Below are 21,277 nucleotides of genomic sequence, written 5' to 3'. Positions count from 1 at the left end.
GCCCCCGGGGGGGGGGGCGGGCCCCGCGGGGGGGCGGGGCCCCCCCGCGCCCCCCGCGCCCCCCCGGGCCCCCCGGCCCCGCGGCGCGCGCGGGGGGGCCGGGGGCACACCCCCGGGCCACGACGGCGGAGCGCACCCTGGGCGCGCGGGCGCGCGTCAGGAAGACTGGTGGCACCGCTCGAACCAGATGCAGGAGTCCTGACACCATGTCTGCTGTGACCTCCCCCCAGCCGCTCGGCGACGCCGCGCCCACCGGCGGCCCCGCCGACGGGCCTTCGGGCCCGGTGGCGCCCGCCGAGCCGTCCTCGTCCGCGCCGTCCCAGGCCGGGGCCCCTCCCGTACCCGCAGGCTCCCACGGACAGACGGCCCGCCCGCCCCGCCCGGGCCGGGTCCCGGTGCCGGTCGATCCGCGCTACACGGACCACCGCGAGGACGTCGGCTTCCTGCGGGCCCCCTTCGCGCGGAGCACGTGGCGCGAGTTCGGGTACATCTGGCTCTCGTTGTTCGTCGCCCCCGTGGCCTTCACCTACGCGATCTTCACCGTGAGCTTCACGGCCGGGGTCCTCGTGACGGTCGTCGGGCTGTTCGTGACGGGCGCGCTCGTCCTCGGGGCCCGCGGCTGGGGCGGCATGTACCGGACCATGGCGCGCTCCATGCTGTCGATCGACGTCCTGGCCCCGGCCCCCTACGAGCGCCGCCGAGGGTTCTGGCGAGTGCTGTGGTCGACCGTGTCCGACGGGCCGGGGTGGCGCGCGCTGTCGTTCATGCTCGTGAGCTTCGTGCTCTCGATCGTGTCGTTCGTCGTGAGCGTGACCTTCTTCTTCACCGCGGTGGGCGCCATGACGCACTGGTACTGGGCGCAGTTCCTCCCCCTCCAGGAGGCGGCCGACGGGACGTGGCACCGAGGCGCCCAGATGGGCACCGACTGGTTCGTCGACACCCCGATGCGGCAGTCGGCGCTCGCGGCGGCCGGCGTCGTGCTGTGGTGGCTGTGGCCGCAGCTCGTCCGGGGCTTCGCCCAGCTCTTCCGCCTGCTTACGATCAACCTCCTGGGTCCCACGCGCGCGAGCCTGCGCGTCCGGGACCTCGAGAAGTCCCGCGGTCGGACGGTCGAGGACGCCGACGCCAAGCTGCGCCGCATCGAGCGTGACCTGCACGACGGGACCCAGGCCCGGCTCGTCGCGGTCGCCATGCAGCTCGGCGAGGCCAAGGAGCAGCTCGCCTCGGGCGGCGACGCGGCCGAGGCGCTCGACCTCGTCGACAGCGCGCACGCCTCGACCAAGGAGGCGCTCGTCGAGCTGCGCGAGCTCGCGCGGGGCATCCACCCGCCTGCGCTCGACAACGGGCTCGCGGTCGCCCTGGAGACGCTCGCCGCGCGCTCGCCGCTGCCCGTGACGGTCGACGTCGACCCGCGCGTCGCCCCCTCGCCCGCGGTCGAGACCATCGCCTACTTCTGCGTCGCCGAGCTCGTGACCAACGCCGCGAAGCACGCCCGCGCGTCCGGGGTGTACGTGCTCGTCGAGGAGCAGGGCAGCACGATGCGCCTGCGGGTGCGCGACGACGGGCAGGGAGGGGCCCGGGTCTCGACCCCCGACGCGCAGGGGCACCGCTCGGGCCTCGCCGGCCTCGAGGAGCGGGTCCGCTCGGTCGACGGCACGTTGGAGCTCGTGAGCCCGGTCGGTGGGCCTACGGTGGTCACCGTGACCCTGCCGAGCAGGGTCTGACCCCACCCGTTCCCGGGACCGAGCACGGCCCCGGAACCCCGGACCGCCGCCCCTGCGGGCTGCGCGGCGGTCCTGCACCACGCTGACCCACGACCAAGAAGAGGTACACCGTGCGGCTCGTCATCGCCGAGGACTCCGTCATCCTGCGCGACGGGCTCGTCGCGCTGCTCACGCGCCGCGGCCACGAGGTGGTCGCGGCGGTCGGGGACGGGGACGCGCTCGTCGCGGAGGTCGGGAGGCTCGCGGTCCTGGGCGAGCTGCCCGACGTCGTCATCATCGACATCCGCATGCCCCCGACCTTCACCGACGAAGGGCTGCGCGCGGCCCTGGCCCTGCGGGAGTCCTCGCCCGGGCTCGGGGTGCTGCTGTTCTCGCAGTACGTCGAGACGCGCTTCGTGAGCGACCTGCTCACGGGCGGCGCGGAGGGCGTGGGCTACCTCCTCAAGGACCGGGTCGCGGACGTGAGCGAGTTCCTCGACGCGCTGACCCGGATCGCGGCAGGACAGACGGTCCTTGACCCCGAGGTCGTGAGCCAGCTCATGGGCGCCTCGCGCCTCGACGACGGCCTGGGACGGCTGACGCCGCGTGAGCGCGAGGTGCTCGAGCTCATGGCGCAAGGGCGGTCCAACACCGCGATCGCGGAGAGCCTGTTCCTGTCCTACGGGGCCGTCGAGAAGAACGTGACGTCGATCTTCGGCAAGCTCGGCCTGCCGCAGGACGCGGGGGACCACCGGCGGGTCCTCGCGGTGCTCAGGTACCTGCGGGACTGAGCCCGAGGTGGCGGTGCCGGCGGGACCGCTCGCGCCGCACGGACTCGTTGTCAGAAGCGCACCGGGTTATGGCCCAGCCACGTTCTGACAGCTGATCCGGGGGACAGCCCCCGCACCAGCTCGCCGGATCGCCTCCACGGCCTCGGGGGCGGCTCCCCTTCTGGGACGAACCGGGATCTTCAAGACTTGCAGGGAACCTGATCCCCGTCTCGAGGAGCATCCCGTGGCCGTCGTCGACGCCCCCTCCGCCCCCTCCGCCCGGCCGGCCGCCCCGCCCGCTGCACGGCCCGACCGCACGGCGGGCCACGTCGCGGGCCCCAGCAGCGGTCCAGGCAGAACAGGCCCCCGCCCCGGCCAGGTCTCGGGCAAGACCTCCGCGACCGGACCGCACGACCCGACGCTCCGCCGTCGGGCCTCCGCGTCACCCGGCGGCGCCGCCCGGCGCGACGTGTTCGTCGACGCCGTGCGCGCCCTCGCGACCCTCGCCGTGCTGAGCGTGCACTGGCTCATGCCCGAGGCCACGTGGGACGGCGAACGCCTGGGCATCGGCAACGCGTTGTCGCACGGCGGCGCGTGGACGCTCACGTGGGTCCTGCAGGTCCTGCCGATGCTGTTCTTCGCGGCGGGCGCGTCCGCGGCGTACCAGCTCTGGCGCAGCGGCACGGCCGGCCGGCCCGACGGCGCCGCTCACCTCCCGACCGCACGTCGCCAGGGTGTCGTCACGGCCGGGTGGGACGTGGTCCGTCGTAGGCTCCCGCGGATCTGGAGGCCCGTCGCGGCGTTCGTCGGTACGTGGGCCGCCGCGGTCCTCGTGCTGCCGGCGCTCGGGGTCCCGCAGGAGGCCGTGCGGCAGGTCGCACGCATCGCGCCCCAGCTCCTGTGGTTCCTCGGGGTCTACCTGCTGCTGCTCGCGGTCACGCCGGCCCTGCTGCGCGCCTACCGGGCGTGGGGGTGGCGCCTGGTCGTGATCGCCGTGGCCGCGCCTCTGCTCGTGGACGCGCTGCGCTTCGGGGCGGGCGTGGACCAGGTCGCGGTCGTCAACGTCCTGCTCGGCTGGGCCGTGCCCTACGTCCTGGGGATCGCGTACGTCGACCTCGTGCGTCGCGACGCGCTGCCCTCGCGCCGAGCCCTCTGGCTCACGGCCGCGGCGGCCCTCGCCGCGATGGCCGGCCTCGTGGTCGCGGGCCCCTACCCGCTGAGCCTCATCGGGATGCCCGGCGACGCGATCTCCAACCTCGGCCCGCCCACGGCCCTCGCCGTGACCCACGCGGTGCTCCAGGTGAGCGTCGCGCTCGCGGTGCGCGACGCCGTCGTCCGTTGGGCGCAGGGACGCGGCGCGGTCCTCGTGTCGTGGGTCGCCGCGCGCTCGATGACGCTGTACCTGTGGCACCTGACCGCGATGTTCGTCGTGATCGGCGTGGTCCTGCTCGGGGTGGGGTCGCCGCTGCCCGTGGCCTGGAGCGCCGACTGGTGGGCCAGCCGGCCCCTGTGGTTCGGTGCGGCTGCGCTCGTCCTGGGCGCCCTCGCGACGGTCTTCGGCCGGTTCGAGGCCCCGACGGCCCGGCCGACCGGTCCCGCGGCGGCCCGGGTGGCCCAGCGGGCCGGCTACGGGGCGGTCAGCTCCGAGGGTCGGGCACCGAGTACGGCAGCCGGTGCAGCATCTCGCCCTGCTCGTGCGCGAGCTGCTGCCCCCGCTGCGCCGTGACCCAGTCCCGGCTCCGCCGCTCGGCGAGCACCGCGCACAGGAAGTCCTCGGGGGGCGTGCCGGGCGGCGGGCCGGGGGCGACGAAGCGCTCGATCTTGCCCGCGAGGTCCTGCCCGATCCGTACGCGCGAGGCCGGGTTGAGCGTGGCCGCGCGCCCGAGGAACTGACGCACCGCGAGGGCCAGGCCGTCGGGGAGCTTGCGCATGTCGGTGTGCGCGGCCCAGGCCGCGAGGTAGGGCGGCATGGCGATCGCGGCGTACGTCGGCCTCCCACCGCGGACGCGGATCGCGTACGTCCCGGCGAGCATGTCGCCCACGCGCTTGCCCTTGTCGTTCGACAACGACGCGATGAGCGCGACCGAGCCGAACGTCAGCCACAGCTCGCCCACGCCCACGAGCGCTCGGATGAACGCGTGCCGGAAGCGGACCGGGCCGCCGTCGTCGCGCACGACGCGGATGCCCAGGGCGAGCTTGCCGAGCGACCGGCCGCGCGAGAGGGTCTCGACCGTCGTGGGGATGCCGACCATCACGAGGACCAGGATCACCGCCCAGAGCGCCGGGGAGAACTCGGGGCTCACCGCGTCGAGCGCCGACCCGGCCGCGGCGAAGAGCAGGGCGAACAGCACGATCCCGATCGCCGTCAGGTCGATCACGGCCCCCAGGGCGCGCGTCACGAACGATGCCGGTCGTGCGTCGAGGACCACTCCCTCGCCGGTCAGGATGCCGTCTTGCACTCGTGCTCCTCGGTCGTGCCTCGTCGAACCTCGTGCCCCGTCGCGCGGACGGCCACGAAGCGGTCCGGCCCACTGTAGGTCAAGGGCGGTCCTGCGGGCTCCAGGTGTGGCAAGGTTGCCCGCGTGGACCTGGATGCCTTCAACGCCGTGCACAGCGCCGAGTGGTCGCGACTCGAGGAGCTGACCAAGAAGCGCTCGCTCGACGGTGCCGAGGCCGACGAGCTCGTCCGTCTCTACCAGTCGGTCGCGACGCACCTGTCCACGATCCGTTCGGCTGCCCCGGACCCGGTGCTCATCACCCGGCTCTCCGACCTGCTCGGGCGCGCCCGGACGCGCATCGCCGGGGCCCACGAGCCCGCGTGGCGTGACGTGGTGCGCTTCGCGACCGTCTCGGTGCCCGCGGCCCTGTACCGGATCAGGTGGTGGACCGTGACGATCATGGTCCTGTTCGTGGGCGTCGCCGTGGTCTCGGGATGGTGGGTCGCCACGAACCCGGACGCGCTCGCCTCGATGGGGACTCCCGCGGCGCGCGAGCAGTACGTCGACGAGGCCTTCGCGAGCTACTACGACCCCGGCGCGGGCTTCGCGTCGATGGTCTGGACCAACAACGCCCGGATCGCCGCGCTGTGCATCGCGCTCGGGATCTCCGGGGTGTTCCCGGCGTACATCATGTTCGCGAACGCGGTCGGCGTGGGGTCGACGGGCGGCATGATGGCGTACTACGGCGAGCTCGACACGTTCCTCACGCTCATCGCCCCGCACGGGTTGCTCGAGCTCACCGCGATCTTCGTCGCGGGGGCTGCGGGGCTCCGGCTCTTCTGGGCCCTGATCGACCCGGGGCCGCGCACCCGCGGCCGGGCCGTCGCGGAGGAGGGACGGGCACTGTTCACGATCGCGATCGGGCTCGTGGTGGTCCTGGCGGTGTCCGGGCTCATCGAGGGGTTCGTGACCGGGTCGGGCATGGCGTGGTGGCTCAAGATCGTGATCGGAGCGGTCGCGCTCGCGGCGTTCTGGGTCTACACGATCGTGCTCGGTCGGCGCGCCGTGCAGGCGGGCGAGACGGGCGACCTCACGGCCGACCACGCGGGGGACGTCGCGCCCGTCGCGGCCTGAGGCCTACCCGGCGCCGACTGCCACCACGTGCTCGGTCGCCTCGGGGGCCACGAACCGGAGCAGCTCGCCGCCGCGCTCCTCGAGAGCGGTCCGGTGGGCGGGCGTGAACGTGTGGCCGAGCGGGGTGACGTCGAGGTGCGCGACGGCGCCGGGCGACGTGGCCGGCCGCGAGCCGGACCGTCGGACCTTCCACGTCGCGGCGACGTAGCCGTCCACCAGGACCGTCCCGGGCACCTGGCCGTTGACGGTCGTGATCGCCTTGCGCCGCGCGTCGTCCACGACGCGCGTGCGGTCGGCGTGACCCAGCACCAGGTTGTCGAACTCCGCGACGAGCGCGAGGGGCGCGGGGGCGTCCGCGCCGGGGCGGGGTGCTCCCGGCAGGTCGAGGAGCTCCTTGCCGTCGGGGCCGGTGAAGGTCGTGAGCTCGGGTCGCAGGTGCCCGACGACGTCGCGCAGACCCGTCAGGCCCGACCACCTCTGGGCGTCCATGACCGTCGCCGGGCCGAACGCCGCGAGGTAGCGCCGCACGAGTCGCACGAGGGCCTCGAAGCGTTCGTCGGGGTCGCGGAGCGATCGGCTCGGGCGCCCGAACCAGGCGTCCGCCGTGGTCCACGTCGTCGTCGTGCCGGGCCCGCTCGCGCCCCACACCCCGCGCGGCGTGACCTGCACGAGCGGGAGGTAGCAGCGGGCCGTGTAGGCCAGGTGCTGAGGATGGACGTCGGGCCAGCGTGCACCGAGGAGCCGGCCCAGGTCTGCCGAGGTGAGCGGCGCCTCGGCCAGGAGGTCCTGCGCGGCCGCCGCGACGTCGCCGAGGTCCGTGCCGACCAACGCCTTGGCGTGGACGCTGCCCACGCGCACGCCGGACTCGAGCAGCGGGCGCAGCACGCCCGGGAGCTCGAGGGCGTCGTCGGCCGTGACGAGGTGGACGGTGCCGCGCATCACGGCGATGCGCGTGACCGAGCGGTCGTCGAACCGGTCCGCGAGGTCGTCGGTGCGGAACCCCTCGAGGCGAGACCACAGCCCGGGGTACGGGGTCGTGGGGACCTGCGACTGGAGCCCGACGAGGTGGTCGACCTCGGCGAGGGTCGGGGTGCTGCGCGGCGCAGGGGTCGTGGCGGGGCCCGCGGCAGCGGGAGTGGAGGAGACCGCGGCAACGGGCGCGGCCGGTGTCGTACTGGTGCGAGCGGGCGCGCCGGCCGCTGCCGGGTCCGAGGCCGGGCGCGGTGCGAGCAGGTGCTGGCGTGCCAGCAGCGCACGGTTGAGGTCGTCGAGGCTGAGCGTGGGCCCGTGGCGGCCGGCGGCGGTCATGGTGCCATCCTGCCGCGAGGGGCCGACACGCGGGACGTCTGCGGACGCGTGTCAGGACGCCGTGCGACCCTGCCCGGCAGCGGTCCTGCCGGGGCGCGGGGTCAGAAGATCAGGAAGCCGAGCGCGGGGATGACGAAGGTCGCGGACAGCGCGAAGATCACGATGATCGCGACCCGGCGGTTGCGTGCTTCACGGTCGCGCGAGGTGGCCGGTCGGCGCACGGTGCTGCTCCTTCGGTGGTGGGGCGGGACGGGTACCAGCCTAGACGGCGCCCTGGGAGCGCTGCGACGGGTCGTGTGACGGAGCTGTGAGGGCAGGACCGCGCAGGTCTCGTCAGGACCGGTGCGACCCCGGGGCCACGCCGGTCCTGGCGGCGCCGTGGGTCACAACCGTCCGGCCGCCTTGAGCGCGAGGTAGGTGTCGGCGAGCCGGGGCGCGAGCTCCTCGGGCAGTCCCTCGATCACCTCGACGCCCTTCTGCGAGAGCACGGTCCGCACCGCGGTGCGCTCGAGCTCGACGCGTGCCGCGGCCGCGGCGTCGTAGACGTCGGCCGTCGATGCCCGAGCAGCGCGCAGCGCCGCGACCTCGGGGTCGGCGACCGAGGCCACGACGACCTGGTGCTTGGAGGTCAGCTGCCCGACGACGGGCAGCAGGCCGGTCTCGACGGCTGCCGGGTCGAGCGTCGTGAGCAGGACCACGAGCGCGCGCTGCGAGAGGCGCTGGTGGACCGAGCCGACGAGTCCCGGCCAGTCGGTCTCGAGCAGCGCGGGCTCGATGGGCGCGAGCGCGTCGGCCAGGGCCGGCATGAGGCGGGGGCCGGCCGCACCCGCGACCCGGGCGCGCACGCTGCGGTCGTACGCGAACAGCTCGACGCGGTCGCCCGCCCGTCCGGCGAGGGCCGAGAGCAGCAGGGCCGCCTCGATGCTCGCGTCGAGGCGCGGCTCGTCGCCGATGCGGGCCGCTGACGTGCGCGAGGTGTCGAGCACGATCAGGACACGGCGGTCGCGCTCGGGTCGCCACGTCCGCACGACCATGTCCGCCCGGCGTGCCGAGGCCCGCCAGTCGATCGACCGCACGTCGTCGCCGATCACGTACTCGCGCAGCGAGTCGAACTCGGTCCCCTCGCCGCGTACCTGGACCGCGGCGCGCCCGTCCATCTCGCGCAGCCGGGCGAGGCGGCTCGGCAGGTGCCGTCGCGAGGCGAACTCGGGCAGGACGCGCAGGCGGCCGGGCACGTCGAGCGAGACCTGGCGGGCAGCGAGGCCGAGCGGTCCCACGGCCCGGACCGTGACCTTGTCCGCGAGCCGGTCACCGCGCCGGGTGGGTACCAGCACGGTCGTCAGGCGCGCCGACTCGCCCGGGGGCAGGTCGACGGTGTGCCGGTTGACCTGAGGGCCCGCCGACGGGGCCCAGGCGTCCCGGACCACCGCGCGCAGGCGCCTCCCGGTCAGGTTCGTCACGACGAGCTGCGACGTCGCGCGGCCCGTGAGGCGGACCGAGCCGGGGACGCGCCGCTCGACCGCGACCCGTCGCGGGGAGGCCGCGAGGGTCACGTCGAGCGCGCACAGCAGCGCGACCACGAGCGCCCAGACCAGGACCGTGCCGTACGAGGGCACGACGAGGACCGTCACCACCCCGAGGGCGGCGAGCGCGACGGCGCGCCACGTCAGAGCCATGTCATCCCTTCAGGCAGCCGGCGCTCAGCGCGGGACCGGCACGGAGGCCAGCACCGTGTCGAGCACGCTCTCCGCGGTCACGCCCTCGAGCTCGGCCTCGGGGCGCAGCTGGACGCGGTGACGCAGCGTCGGGTGGGCCAAGGCCTTGACGTCGTCGGGCGTGACGTAGCCGCGACCGGACAGCCAGGCCCACGCGCGCGACGTCGCGAGCAGCGCCGTGGCGCCTCGGGGCGACACGCCGAGCGACAGCGAGGGGGAGTGACGCGTCGCGCGGCACAGGTCCACGGCGTAGCCGAGGACCTCGCGCGCGACCTGGACCTGGGCGACCTCGGCACGCGCGCGGTCGAGGACCTCGCGGCCCGCGACGGGGCGGACGCCCGCCGCGGCGAGGTCGCGCGGGTTGAAGCCCGCGGCGTGCCGTGCGAGGACCTCGATCTCCTGGTCGCGCTCGGGCAGCGGCAGGACGAGCTTGAGCAGGAAGCGGTCGAGCTGGGCCTCGGGCAGCGGGTAGGTGCCCTCGTACTCGACGGGGTTCTGCGTCGCGATGACGAGGAACGGGTCCGGCAGCATCCGCGGCGTCCCGTCGACCGAGACCTGGCGCTCCTCCATGGCCTCGAGCAGCGAGGCCTGGGTCTTGGGGGGAGTGCGGTTGATCTCGTCGGCCAGGAGCAGGTTCGTGAAGACGGGGCCCTCGCGGAACGAGAACTCGGCCGTGCGCGCGTCGTACACGAGCGATCCCGTGACGTCGCCGGGCATGAGGTCGGGCGTGAACTGGACACGCTTGGTGTCCAGGTCGAGCGAGGCCGCGAGCGTGCGCACGAGCAGCGTCTTGGCGACGCCGGGCACGCCCTCGAGGAGCACGTGACCCTTGCAGAGCATCGCGATGAGCAGGCTCGTGACCGCTGCGTCCTGACCCACGACGGCCTTGCCCACCTCGGTCCGCACGGCCGCGAGGGCCGCGCGCAGGTCGTGCGAGGGGCCCGACGGCGCAGCCTGGGCGGGAGCGTCGGTCACGGGCTGCGGAGCGGGGGCCGTGGGCGCCTGCGCGTGGGCGGGCTGTGCGGGGACGGGGGGAACCGGAGCCCCGTAGGCGGGCGGCGTGGCGGGCTGGGCCTGCGGCGGCGCGTAGCGCTCGGCGGGCTGCTGATAGGGGTTCGTCCCCTCGGGGTGGTGCGTCACGGGTGGAAGACCTCGCTCTCCAACTGGTCAAGGTGACGCGCGAGCTCGAGCAGCGCCGCGTCGTCGGCGGGTGGTGGGCCGTACAGGAGGTGCGCGACCTGCTCGGCCGGTCGGTGCGTGGCGCGGACGATCGCGTCGATCAGCGCCGGGGCGGCGGCCGAGCGGGGGAGCCCCAGGCGTGAGGCCATGCGGTCGGCGCTGTGGGCACGCAGGCCCGCGGCGGCGTGGCCGCGCGAGCGGGAGCGGCGGTAGAGCCGCCCGCGTCCGCGCGTGGTCTCCGAGGCGCGGACCACGACGGGCAGGTCCTCGGTCACGAGCCGTCCCAGGCGGCGCCCGCGCCAGAGCGCCGCGAAGAACGCGACCACGAGGAGCTGCACGAGCACGACCGTGACCCACGGGGGGAGTGCGCCGGTGCCCGCACCGACGTCCTCGGAGATCGTGTCGTCCGTGAGGCTCGGCACGAACCAGGTGAGGGTCTCGTGGTGCCCGAGCGACCGCAGCGCGAGCGCGGCGTTCCCGTCCCGGGTGATGCCCGAGTTGGTGAGCAGCGCGGCGTCGTCGAGGGCGACGACGCGGCGCTCGCCCTCGTGGACGAGGTAGGCGCCGGTGTCCGGGGGGCTGTCGTCGCCCGGGAAGCAGACGGTCGAGCCGGGACCGGTCGCGGTGAGACCGAAGCCCGTGCTGCGGATGCTGCCCGCGGCGACGGCGTCGGGGTCGGTGCAGTCGGGGGCCCGGGTGGCGTCGGGGGACGACCAGTCGTCGGCCAGGGTCGCGGTCCCGCCGGTCGCGCCCTCGAGCAGGTCGTACCCGGGCTCGACGAGCACCAGGTCCGCCTCTGTCTCGAGGAGGGCGTCGATCTGCTCGGGCAGGAGGTCGAGGTCCGAGGTCACGAGGAGAGTGGTCCCGGCGAGTGCCCGGGAGACCGCGTCCGCGGTGGTGGTCACGTACTCGACGTCGACGCCCTGGTCGCCGAGCACCTGGGCGAGCGCACGGGCGCCGGAAGGGCCCGGGTTGTCGGGGGCCAGCGGGGTGCTCGACACCGCCGGCCGGGACAGGGCCGCGAGGCCCGCGACGATCGCGACGAGGAGCAGCACCGCGAGCGGCCACCGCACGGCGCGCCAGCGTCGCCGCGCGCGTGAGCCGGCCGTGGTGCCGTCGCCCATGACCGGGGTGGGGACGTACGCCGTGGTGACCGCGGTCGAGGACGTGTCCGGGGCAGAGACCGGTGGTGGCGGAGCTGCGAGCCCTGTCGTCATCGGTCTGCTCCCGTGGTCGAGGACGTCCCGGCCCCGACGGGCAGGTCGCCGGCTCCGTCGGCGGGATCCGGCGTCGGGCCGGTGGCGGCGGGCGTCGGGCGGGTCGCGAGCGCTGCGGCGTCGAGCTCGCGCAGCGTCTGGTCGGCGGCGGCGCCGACGGACACCTTCCCGTACCGGACGTCGTCGAACAGGCGGGCGCCGCCCGCGAGCCGGTCCGCGAGGGACGGAAGACGCAGGGCCGCCGCGTCGGCCGCCTCGTGGGCCGTGCGCCCGGGGCGCGGGTCGAGGATCACCCGTTCCTCGAGTGAGCGGACGACGGCCCGGTAGCGCTCGACGACGGCCGTGGCCCAGTCGCCGGCCGCCGCCGCGGCGTCGGCCGCCGCGCGCAGGTCGGTGGCCGAGCGCGTGTCGTCCTCGAACACCGTGGCCGACGTGCGAGCCCGGCGCGAGAGCCGGACGGGGCCCGCGATCACGTAGGCGATCACCGCGACGACGAGGACCACGCCGACCACGACGAGCGACGCGACCACCGGGTTCACGTCGAGGACCTCGACCCCGTCGAACAGACCGATCAGCCAGTCGATGAAGCGCATGAGCAGGGACGGCTGGTCCTGGTAGACGGGATCGAGCAGCTCCTCCTGGAGCCAGCGGCGGGCCGTGTCGGCGTCGGGAGTCACGGGGACGTCCCCACGCAGCGCCACCGGCAGCTCCAGGCGCGCCGACCAGGCCGCCTGCCCGGCGGCGAGCGACGCGGAGAGCGCCCCGGTCACGCCGTGCCGTGCTCGGCGTGCTCGTTCGCCGCGGCAGTGAGCTCGACGTCGAGTCCCTCACGGCGCATGCGCACGTCGATGTAGAGGAGCGAGACGACGCCGGCGAGGAACACCGACGTGACGACCGAGCTGATGATCTGTGCCACCGCGGTCAGGGCCAGGACCCCGAAGGTGTCCGTCACGAGGAAGGTCGTGATGGCCGAGAACGGGTAGACGACGATGCTGGCGATGACGCTCACCGCGATGTAGGCCAGCAGCGAGATCCCGAGGGTGCGCCAGTAGGCGCCACGGGTCAGCGTCCAACCACGCACGACCGCCGAACGGAACCCCTGGCCCTCGAGCACCAGGGCGGGAGGGATCAGGAGCGTCCGGACGATGAACCACGCGAGGAACGCGACAAGTCCGGCGAGCCCGACGAGCAGGAGGACGATCCCGAGCCCCACGCCGACCGTGAAGCCCAGGATCGTCAGCAGCACGTACAGGAACGTCGCCACGTAGACCACGAGGTTGCTGAGGAACGAGAAGCCGATGAGGGGCCACACCTTGGAGCGCACCTGGGCCCAGACCTCACCCACCGTCGCCTTGCGCCCGATGACCGACTGCCCGACGGACGTGATCAGGATGCCGTTGACGATCGGCAGCGCGAGCGCGAGGACGACGCCGGTCACGAGCGACGCCCCCAGCAGCGGGAGCATGTCCGTGAGGACCTGCACGTCGCTGCCGAGCTCTGTCTCGAGCTGGGCGAGCTGCGGCGCGAAGATCCCGGACACGAGGGCTCCGAGCGCCATCCCGAGGATCGTCGCGATCGCGATCACGGTCGCGCTCATCCCGAGCATGACCTTGGGGTTGGAACGGATCGCGCCGAACGCGCCGTCGAAGATCTCGCCCAGGGTCAGGGGGCGCAGCGGGATGATGCCGGGCTTGTTCGCGGGCGGGGCATAGGGCATGCCGGCAAAGGCGGGCGGCCCGTAGCCGGGCTGCACCGGGGCGCCGTACTGCGGGGCGCCGTACTGCCCCTGCTGGCCCTGCTGTCCGTACTGGCCCTGCTGTCCGTACTGCGGCTGGCCCCAGGCGTTCGGCGTGGGCTGGCCCGGCTGCGCGCCCGGCTGAGGGGGCTGGCCGTACTGGCCCTGCTGGCCGTACGGCGTACCGGGCTGCGTCGGCTGGCCGTGCTGACCGGGCTGGCCGTACTGCGGTGCGCCGGTCGGGACGGGTGCGCCGCCACCGGGCGTGACCGTGCCCTCAGGGGGCTGCGGCGCGCGCTGGCCGTAGCGCGGGGTGTCGTCCGGTGCTGGCGTGCCGGCGTCGTCGGGCGTCGTCATCTGCTCTGCTGTCCCCGCTCGGTTCTGTGGGGCCCGGAGGCCTCGTCCTGGTGCGGCCGTGCACGGCACTGCGGCAGTGCCCTGCGTGGTCGCGGCCCACCCTAGTACGGGGGCCTGTCAGGTGCTGCGAGCGAACCGCCCGGGTGAACAGTGGGCGCCGTCCGGTGGTTCGGTCGGGCACTGCCGGGGTCGATGGCAAAATGGGGTCATGAAGGTACGCGTGCTTGTGGTCGACGACGACACCGCCCTCTCCGAGATGATCGGCATCGTGCTGCGCTCCGAGGGGTTCGACCCGGTCTTCTGCGCGGACGGGGACCTCGCCCTGGCGACGTTCCGCAGCACGCAGCCGGACCTCGTCCTCCTGGACCTGATGCTCCCGGGCAAGGACGGCACCGAGGTGTGCCGCCTGATCCGTGCGGAGTCCGGGGTACCCATCATCATGCTCACGGCCAAGAGCGACACGGTCGACGTGGTGCTCGGCCTCGAGTCGGGCGCGGACGACTACATCTCCAAGCCGTTCAAGCCCAAGGAGCTCGTGGCCCGCATCCGTGCGCGGCTGCGCCGCTCGGACGAGCCGGCTCCCGAGCACCTGGCGATCGGTGACGTGGAGATCGACGTGACGGGGCACAGGGTCACGCGCGACGCGCGCCCCATCGCGCTCACGCCGCTCGAGTTCGACCTGCTGGTCGCCCTCGCGCGCAAGCCCTGGCAGGTCTTCACGCGCGAGGTCCTCCTGGAGAAGGTCTGGGGCTATCGCCACGCCGCGGACACGCGCCTGGTGAACGTCCACGTGCAGCGGCTGCGTTCCAAGGTCGAGCACGACCCGGAGAACCCGGAGATCGTCCTGACGGTGCGCGGCGTCGGCTACAAGGCGGGCGCGGCACGCGGGTGAGCAGCTCGTCGCTGCGAGGTCGGGTGGGGCTGAGGTTCCGCCGTACCCGACGTCGTGTGCGCGCCACGGTCGGTCGGCTCACCTGGCGCGCCCGGTCGTCGATGCAGCTGCGCGTCGTCGGGACCGCTCTCGTCGTGGGTGCGGTCACGGTCGCGGCCCTCGGCGCCTACCTGTCGAGCACCATGCGTGACGGCCTGTTCGAGCAACGGCTCGAGCAGATCAACGTCGAGAGCGCGAACTCGATCCAGCAGGCGCAGAGCCTGTTCACGGCGTCGCTGTCCAAGACCAAGGACTCCGAGCTCCAGACGCTCCTGCTCGACGTCCACAACACCCTGCGCACGAGCGGCAGCCCCGACCGCAAGATCTTCCTCATGCGGCCCGAGGGGGCCACCTCACGCCTCAACGACGTCAGCACCGACAACCAGCTGACGAGCCTGGTCTCGGACGAGCTGCGCGACGCGGTCCTCGAGAGCGACGGTCGCGAGCTCCAGTCGGTCGCGATCCCGCGGGACCCGTCCGACCCGAGCTCGCCCGTGGACCCCGGGGTGCTCGTGGGCTCCAAGGTCCAGGTCCCCACGGTCGGGACCTACGAGCTCTACTTCCTCTACTCGCTCGCGCCCGAGCAGGAGACGCTGTCCTTCCTCCAGGGGACGCTCGCGCTCGGGGCGGCCTTCATGGTGGGGATCCTGGTGCTCATCACCTGGGTCGTGACCCGCCAGGCGGTCCAGCCGGTCCGCAACGCCGCGAGCGTGGCCGAACGGCTCGCCGACGGGCACCTGAACGAGCGTCTGCCGGTGAAGGGCCACGACGAGCTCGCGACGCTCGCGCGCTCGTTCAACGAGATGGCCGAGAGCCTGCAGCTCCAGATCGGTCGGATGGAGGAGCTGTCGCTGCTCCAGCGGCGCTTCGTGTCGGACGTGTCGCACGAGCTGCGCACGCCGCTCACGACGATCCGCATGGCGGGTGAGGTCCTGCACGCCTCGCGCGACGAGTTCGACCCCGCGTCCAAGCGGTCTGCCGAGCTCCTCCAGACCCAGCTCGACAGGTTCGAGGACCTCCTGGCGGACCTCCTCGAGATCAGCCGGTTCGACGCGGGGGCCGCGCAGCTGGACGCCGAGCGGCGCGACGTGCGAGACGTCGTCAACGCGGCGGTCGACCTCGCGGCTCCGCTCGCCGAGCGCAAGGGCGTGTGGATGTCGGTGCACTTCCCGGACGAGCCCGCGATCGCGGACGTCGACCCGCGCCGGGTCGAGCGGATCGTGCGCAACCTCGTGGTCAACGCGATCGAGCACGCCGAGGAGCGACCCGTCGAGATCACGGTCGCGCAGGACCGTCACGCGGTCGCGATCGTCGTCCGTGACCACGGCGTGGGGATGACCGAGGACGAGGCGATGCACGTGTTCGACCGCTTCTGGCGGGCCGACCCGGCGCGTGCTCGCACGACCGGCGGGACCGGGCTGGGCCTGGCGATCTCGCTCGAGGACGCCCACCTGCACGGCGGGTGGCTCGAGGTGTGGGGCCGCCCGGGTCGGGGTGCTGCGTTCCGGCTCACGCTCCCGCTCCGGGCCGGGATCCACCTCGCGTCCTCCCCGCTGCCGCTCGTCCCGGAGGAGCCGACCCGCATGCGTGGGCTCGGCCCGGCGACGGGTCCGGTCGGTCAGGTCGAGGACCCGGCCGAGGGCACCACGAGCCCGTCGGCGCTGCCCGTCCTTCCGGACGAGCCCTTGGTCGCCGGACGCCAGGGGGCGCTCCGAGCGGCGTCCGACCACACCGCCGACGAGGAGCGACCGTGACGAGCACCGTGGAACGACGACGTCGCTGGATCGCGCGGGCAGCGAGCCTCGTCGTGGCGGCTGTCGCGCTCTCGGGCTGCGCGGCGATCCCCACGTCCGGTCCCGTGATCCAGGGGGACACCGTGGTGCAGGGCTTCAACGCTCCCGGTCTGCGGGCGCGGGGTCCCGCGGCCGGAGACGACCCGAAGGGCATCGTGTCGGGCTTCCTGACCGCGCAGGCAGCCGGCCCGGCCGGCGACTTCGACGTCGCGCAGGAGTTCCTCACGTCGGACGACTGGGACTGGAAGACGCAGGTGCTGGTCTTCGACGGGGACCTCGACCTGACGTACGACGAGGAGGCGATGCAGACCGGCGCGGTCACGGTCACGGGCAGCGCGTCGGTCGTCGGGGCGCTCGACAAGCGCGGCGTGTACACCGAGGACGTGCCGGTCACCACGGTCGTCTCGTTCGGGCTCGTGCGTCAGGGGGACGGGCAGTGGAGGATCGAGACGGCCGCGGACGGGTTGCTGCTGTCTCAGGCCAGCTTCCTGGCAGCCTTCAGGTCGACCCGCCTCTACTTCCCCTCGGCCGACCGTGAGGTCCTGGTCCCCGACGAGCGGTGGTTCCCCAACCGGACCTGGCAGACCAACGCGGTGGACGAGACGTTGATCGGCCCCGTCGAGTGGCTCCGGGGGTCGACGGACGTCGTCGTCCCCGAGGGGACGCGCCTGAGCATCGACGCGGTCACGAACGAGGGGGGCGTCGTCGACGTGCGCCTGACGGACGCGATCTCGCTCGCTTCCCCCGAGGATCGTGCGCTGCTCAGGGCCCAGCTCGAGGCGACGCTCTTCGACGCGGTGCCGCTGACGGTCAACCTCTACCGGGGCGAGGACCTGCTCAGCACGCCCGCAGGCGGCCCGGTGCTGGCCAAGGCCGCCGCCGTGGGCAGCGAGATCGTCGCGGCCGAGGGTCAGGTCCTGACGCTCGAGACGGGGGCCGACGACCTGGTGCCGCTGGCGCCCGCCGTCTCGCTCGAGGGCATCGACGCGACCGCGCTCGCTCAGGGCGCCAACGCCCGGACGGTCGTCGTCCGGGACGGATCGGACAGCCTGCTGCGCCTGCCGACCAAGAACCTACCGGGCGCGCCCCTCCTGACCGGCACCGATCTGCTCGCTCCGAGCGTCGACCGGCTGGGTGGCGTCTGGTCCGGTCCGCGCGCGCAGGCGGGAGCGCTGCAGGTCGTGCGGTCGGACCTGACAGACCCCGGCACGCCGGTCGAGGTCGCCGTCCCGTGGCTCGCCGGTCGCTCGGTCCAGTCCATCCGGGTGGCACACGACGGGGCGCGGATCGCAGTGGTCAGCTCGGACGCCCTGGGAGCCACGCGCGTCGACGTCGCGGGAATCGTGCGCGACGAGAAGGACGTACCGACCGCGTTGTCGGAGCCCTTCCGGGTCGGGGCGCCGATCAGGTCGGCCTCGCAGGTGGTGTGGGCCGACGAGACGCTGCTCGCGGTCCTGGGTACCGACGAGGCCGAGAGGTCTCCGGCGGTCCACCTCGTCACGGTCGGGGGAGACACGACCCGACTGTCCCCGGTCGCGGGAGCGACGGCGATCAGTGCGGGCGACGGGGAACGGACGGTCCAGGTCCTGACCGAGGACGGCACGCTGTTCGGGCGCAGCAGGTCCGGCGCCGTGTGGGAGAAGCGGATCGAGGGAGTCGCTCTGCCGGCGTTCCCGGGCTGACCCGACGGTCCTGCCCGTTCACAGGCACGGGGACGGGCCACGTGTCCACAGGACGGGCCCGCCCTCGCCCGGTGTGCGGCGGGCCGTGACAGGCTCCGGCCGTGCTCTTCTCCGTGCAGCCCTCCCGGTCCCCGGACGACCCGCCGCCCCCGCCGGGCACCGGGCGTGGTCGGCGCGCACCGGTCACGCCCGTCACGGCTGCGGGGGGGGCGCGCCCCCTCGTCGCCGCGCTCGCGGGCGCATCGGCCTCGCTGACCCGGCTCGTCGTCCCGATCGAGTGCCCGGGCTGCGGTATGCGGGACCTCGCCCTGTGCCCGGCGTGCGCCGGGCTGCTCGACGGCGCCCCGACCCGCCGCGAGCGGGACGCCCCTCGGCTCGACCGGCTCGACGGCCGGGCCCCGCTGCCCGTGTGGGCCTGCGCGCCGTACGCGGGCCCGCTGCGGGACGTGGTCGTGGCGTGGAAGGACAAGGGCCGGGTCGACCTCACGGGGGTGCTCGACGCCGCGGCGCGCCGGGCTGGGGTGGCCCTGGCGCCCGGAGTGCGGGCCGCCGTCGGGCGCGGAGAGGCCAGGGCCCGTGCCGGGAGGGGCCGGGACCCCGTGCTCGTGGTGCCCGCGCCCTCGACCGCCGCAGCACGGCGCGCACGGGGACGAGAACCCGTCCTGTCGCTGGCCCGCGCGCTCGCGCAGGGGCTCTGTGCGGCAGGCGTCGAGGCGACGCCCGTACGGCTGCTGACGCAACGCGGGCACGACCAGGTGGGGCGGGGGTCACGAGGTCGCGGAGAGCGGTTGACGACGGTCCGTGCGCCCCGGCGAGGCGCCTCGCCGGGCCCGTCGCTCGCGGGAGCCGCATGCCTCCTGGTCGACGACGTGCTCACCACGGGCGCCACGCTCGCGGCCTGCGAGCGGGCCCTGGCAGGGCTCGGAGCGCACGTCCTGGGGGCCTTCGTGGTGGCCGCGACACCCCCTCCGCGGCAGGGTTCCGCGGCCCACGAAGTTCATCTCACGTAGATGCTGCCTTTACCTCGCAGGGGGGTTAACCTGGGGTCCAGTCGTCACGGGGAACGGTTGGTAACGAGACCCGTGCGGCCACAGAGCGACAGGCCCGAGGCTAGGTCTTCGGGCAGGGAGGTGATAGGTACTCCGGATCCCCCTCGGGGGAGCCAGACCCAGGACCACACGGGACGCTCTGGAGTAACGGGAGCGTCCGAGACCCTTTGCGGAGGCTCACATGGAGATCGTTGTCGTCGGCAGGCACACGGAAGTGGCTGACCGCTTCCGCCGACACGTGGAAGAAAAGCTCGCGAAGTTCGAGCAGCTCGCACCGACCGCCCAGCGGATCGACGTCGAGGTCACCCACGAGAACAACCCCCGACTGTCCGAGGTACGCGAGAGGGTCGAGCTGACCGTCCGCGCCAAGGGACCCGTCGTCCGCGCCGAGGCGGCAGCAGACGACCGGTTCGGGGCACTCGACCTGGCCATGAACAAGCTCCAGGAGAGGCTGCGGCGTGTCAGCGACCGCCGCAAGGACCACCGCAACAACAACCCGCAGCCGCCCGTCGACGTCCGCCCGTTCATCCCGGAGGACAAGCAGCCGGAGCCGGTCGTCGCGCACCCCGGCGTGCCGGGCGAAGCGGTCGAGACCCAGCTCGGCGACTCGCCCGTCGTGATCCGTCAGAAGCTCCACTCCGCCGAGCCCATGACGATCGACGACGCCCTCTACGAGATGGAGATGGTGGGCCACGACTTCTACCTCTTCGTCGACGTCGAGACCGCCCGCCCCTCGGTCGCCTACCGGCGCAGGGGCTGGAGCTACGGGGTCATCGCGCTCGACACGGCCTGCGCGGGTGGCATGAAGGGATCCCCCGACCAGGGGTGAGCACCGTGAGGTCCACGTGACCTAGGACCGACCCGACGGGGTGGCGTCGCCGACCAGGCGGCGCCACCCCGTCGGCGTGCACCCTGCACGGCGTGGCCCGCGCGGTGTGGCGCGGCGCGTGTCAGGGGGGACGGGCAGGATGGGTCGGGTGAAGACCGAGACCATGTCGCTCGCCCAGGCTCGCCGCGTCGCGCTCGCCGCGCAGGGTCTGCACGCCCCCCGGCCCGACGACGGCGCGGCGCCCCGGCAGGTCACGCTGCGGCACGTCCAGCGCACCGTGGACCGCCTGGGGCTGCTCCAGATCGACTCAGTCAACGTCCTGGCCCGGGCGCACCTGGTCCCGCTCTACTCACGGCTCGGTCCCTACGACGTGAGCCTGCTCGACCGCGCGGCGGGCCGGGCGCCGCGTCGGCTCGTGGAGTACTGGGGGCACGTGGCCTCGTACGTACCGCCCGAGACCTACCGTCTCCTCGAGTGGCGCCAGCGCGCCTACCGGACCGAGGCGTGGGGGGCCATCAGCGGTGTCGAGCTGTCGCACTCCGCGGTGGTCGAGCACGTCCGGGGGATCGTCGCGGAGCGTGGCCCGATCACGGCCGGCGAGGTCCACGAGCTGCTCGAGGCGCAGGGCATGGGCGAGGCGCGCACCACGACCGAGTGGGGCTGGAACTGGTCGCTCGCCAAGCGGGCCCTCGAGTTCCTCTTCTTCACGGGCGAGATCACGGCCGCGCGCCGCAACGCGGCGTTCGAGCGCTGCTACGACCTGACCGAACGCGTCCTGCCCCCCGCGGTCGTCGCGGCCCCGCCCGTGAGCGACCGGGACGCGGTCCGCCGGCTGCTGGAGATCGGGGCCAGGGCGCACGGGGTCGGGACGCTGCGCTGCTTCCGCGACTACTTCCGGCTCAAGGGGCCGGCCCCACGTCGCGCGCTCGACGAGCTCGTCGAGGACGGCGTGCTCCGGCCCGTCGAGGTACGAGGCTGGGACGAGACCACGTATCTCCACCGAGACGCCGTGCTCCCGCGCCGGGCCCAGGGGCGCGCGCTGCTCAGCCCGTTCGACCCGCTCGTGTTCGAGCGCACGCGGCTCGAGCAGCTGTTCGGGACCCGCTACCGCATCGAGATCTACGTGCCCGCGGCCAAGCGGGTCCACGGCTACTACGTCCTGCCGTTCCTCCAGGGGGACCGCATCACGGCCAAGGTGGACCTCAAGGCGGACCGCCGCGCGGGCGTCCTGCGGGTCCTCGCGGCCCACCGCGAGGAGTACTCGGACACGGAGACCGCCCCGGCGCTCGCGGCCGAGCTCCGTCTCATGGCGGGCTGGCTGGGGATGGCGAGCGTCGCCGTCGGGCCCGTGGGGGACCTCGCCCCCGCGCTCGCCGCCGAGCTCGCCGCTGCCCCCGTGCAGGGCGCCGCGGGGTAGGCGTCCCGGGCGGCCCGCGC

At 74.1% G+C, this 21,277-nt stretch carries 17 protein-coding genes; 10 read left to right on the top strand and 7 right to left on the bottom strand.

The genetic code is table 11. The features are described 5' to 3' along the window. Positions 1-215 precede the first annotated feature (215 nt). The 3 genes from ACIPWA_RS05565 to ACIPWA_RS05555 all read left to right on the top strand — a co-directional run bounded on the left by ACIPWA_RS05565 (position 216) and on the right by ACIPWA_RS05555 (position 4,199). The gene (locus tag ACIPWA_RS05565) at positions 216-1,724 is read left to right on the top strand and encodes a sensor histidine kinase (RefSeq protein ID WP_400288668.1); all 1,509 of its coding nucleotides are present in this window, start codon (positions 216-218) and stop codon (positions 1,722-1,724) included. Between the two features lie 110 nt (positions 1,725-1,834). Beyond that, complete coding sequence (locus tag ACIPWA_RS05560) at positions 1,835-2,494, top strand: response regulator transcription factor (RefSeq protein WP_068627779.1); 660 nt, start codon at positions 1,835-1,837, stop codon at positions 2,492-2,494. A gap of 223 nt (positions 2,495-2,717) precedes the next feature. Continuing rightward, complete coding sequence (locus tag ACIPWA_RS05555; RefSeq protein ID WP_400288667.1) at positions 2,718-4,199, top strand: acyltransferase family protein; 1,482 nt, start codon at positions 2,718-2,720, stop codon at positions 4,197-4,199. Here the strand turns inward: ACIPWA_RS05555 and ACIPWA_RS05550 are convergent. Next, the gene (locus ACIPWA_RS05550) at positions 4,111-4,932 is read right to left on the bottom strand and encodes an RDD family protein (protein ID WP_400288665.1); all 822 of its coding nucleotides are present in this window, start codon (positions 4,930-4,932) and stop codon (positions 4,111-4,113) included. The genes ACIPWA_RS05555 and ACIPWA_RS05550 overlap by 89 nt on opposite strands. Before the next feature lie 123 nt (positions 4,933-5,055). On the opposite strand from ACIPWA_RS05550, the gene ACIPWA_RS05545 reads away from it, so the two are divergent. Next, a complete protein-coding gene (locus ACIPWA_RS05545) occupies positions 5,056-6,045 on the top strand; it encodes a stage II sporulation protein M (protein WP_056646070.1) in 990 nt (329 codons plus the stop codon). Positions 6,046-6,048: 3 nt separating this feature from the next. Here ACIPWA_RS05545 and ACIPWA_RS05540 read toward each other — a convergent pair whose 3' ends face one another. From ACIPWA_RS05540 to ACIPWA_RS05515, 6 genes are all read right to left on the bottom strand, one after another. Next, positions 6,049-7,353, bottom strand: coding sequence for a winged helix DNA-binding domain-containing protein (locus ACIPWA_RS05540; protein WP_400288661.1), 1,305 nt, complete (start codon positions 7,351-7,353; stop codon positions 6,049-6,051). A gap of 383 nt (positions 7,354-7,736) precedes the next feature. Then, positions 7,737-9,029 (bottom strand): DUF58 domain-containing protein, encoded by a 1,293-nt coding sequence (locus tag ACIPWA_RS05535; protein ID WP_400288659.1) that lies wholly within the window; start codon positions 9,027-9,029, stop codon positions 7,737-7,739. Positions 9,030-9,053: 24 nt separating this feature from the next. Beyond that, positions 9,054-10,208 carry an AAA family ATPase gene (locus tag ACIPWA_RS05530; protein WP_449870439.1) on the bottom strand — a complete coding sequence of 385 codons (1,155 nt, stop codon included), beginning with the start codon at positions 10,206-10,208 and terminating at the stop codon, positions 9,054-9,056. Further along, positions 10,205-11,464 carry a DUF4350 domain-containing protein gene (locus tag ACIPWA_RS05525; protein WP_082618468.1) on the bottom strand — a complete coding sequence of 420 codons (1,260 nt, stop codon included), beginning with the start codon at positions 11,462-11,464 and terminating at the stop codon, positions 10,205-10,207. The genes ACIPWA_RS05530 and ACIPWA_RS05525 overlap by 4 nt, the downstream gene beginning before the upstream one ends. Then, positions 11,461-12,234, bottom strand: coding sequence for a DUF4129 domain-containing protein (locus tag ACIPWA_RS05520; RefSeq protein WP_400288656.1), 774 nt, complete (start codon positions 12,232-12,234; stop codon positions 11,461-11,463). The genes ACIPWA_RS05525 and ACIPWA_RS05520 overlap by 4 nt, the downstream gene beginning before the upstream one ends. Next, a complete protein-coding gene (locus ACIPWA_RS05515; protein ID WP_400288653.1) occupies positions 12,231-13,556 on the bottom strand; it encodes a DUF7847 domain-containing protein in 1,326 nt (441 codons plus the stop codon). The genes ACIPWA_RS05520 and ACIPWA_RS05515 overlap by 4 nt, the downstream gene beginning before the upstream one ends. A 208-nt stretch (positions 13,557-13,764) precedes the next feature. Between ACIPWA_RS05515 and mtrA the strand changes: the two genes are divergently transcribed. From mtrA to ACIPWA_RS05485, 6 genes are all read left to right on the top strand, one after another. Beyond that, positions 13,765-14,448: an MtrAB system response regulator MtrA gene (mtrA, locus tag ACIPWA_RS05510; protein ID WP_056646082.1), complete on the top strand. Its 684-nt coding sequence runs from the start codon at positions 13,765-13,767 to the stop codon at positions 14,446-14,448. 56 nt (positions 14,449-14,504) lie between these two features. Then, a complete protein-coding gene (gene mtrB, locus ACIPWA_RS05505; protein WP_400288650.1) occupies positions 14,505-16,241 on the top strand; it encodes an MtrAB system histidine kinase MtrB in 1,737 nt (578 codons plus the stop codon). Continuing rightward, a complete protein-coding gene (locus ACIPWA_RS05500; RefSeq protein ID WP_400288648.1) occupies positions 16,238-17,962 on the top strand; it encodes an LpqB family beta-propeller domain-containing protein in 1,725 nt (574 codons plus the stop codon). Before mtrB ends, ACIPWA_RS05500 begins: the two co-directional genes overlap by 4 nt. A 101-nt stretch (positions 17,963-18,063) precedes the next feature. Continuing rightward, positions 18,064-18,972, top strand: a complete 909-nt coding sequence (locus ACIPWA_RS05495; RefSeq protein WP_400288646.1) for a ComF family protein — start codon at positions 18,064-18,066, stop codon at positions 18,970-18,972. 220 nt (positions 18,973-19,192) lie between these two features. After that, positions 19,193-19,840: a ribosome hibernation-promoting factor, HPF/YfiA family gene (gene hpf / locus ACIPWA_RS05490; RefSeq protein WP_056646087.1), complete on the top strand. Its 648-nt coding sequence runs from the start codon at positions 19,193-19,195 to the stop codon at positions 19,838-19,840. A 139-nt stretch (positions 19,841-19,979) separates the two neighbouring features. Further along, entirely contained in the window at positions 19,980-21,257 is a 1,278-nt protein-coding gene (locus ACIPWA_RS05485) for a winged helix-turn-helix domain-containing protein (protein ID WP_400288642.1), read from the top strand. The last annotated feature ends 20 nt before the right edge of the window (positions 21,258-21,277 follow it).

It is taken from the genome of Oerskovia enterophila, from assembly GCF_044748475.1.
Lineage (GTDB): Bacteria > Actinomycetota > Actinomycetes > Actinomycetales > Cellulomonadaceae > Oerskovia > Oerskovia enterophila.
This window is presented reverse-complemented; position numbering and strand designations above follow the sequence as displayed.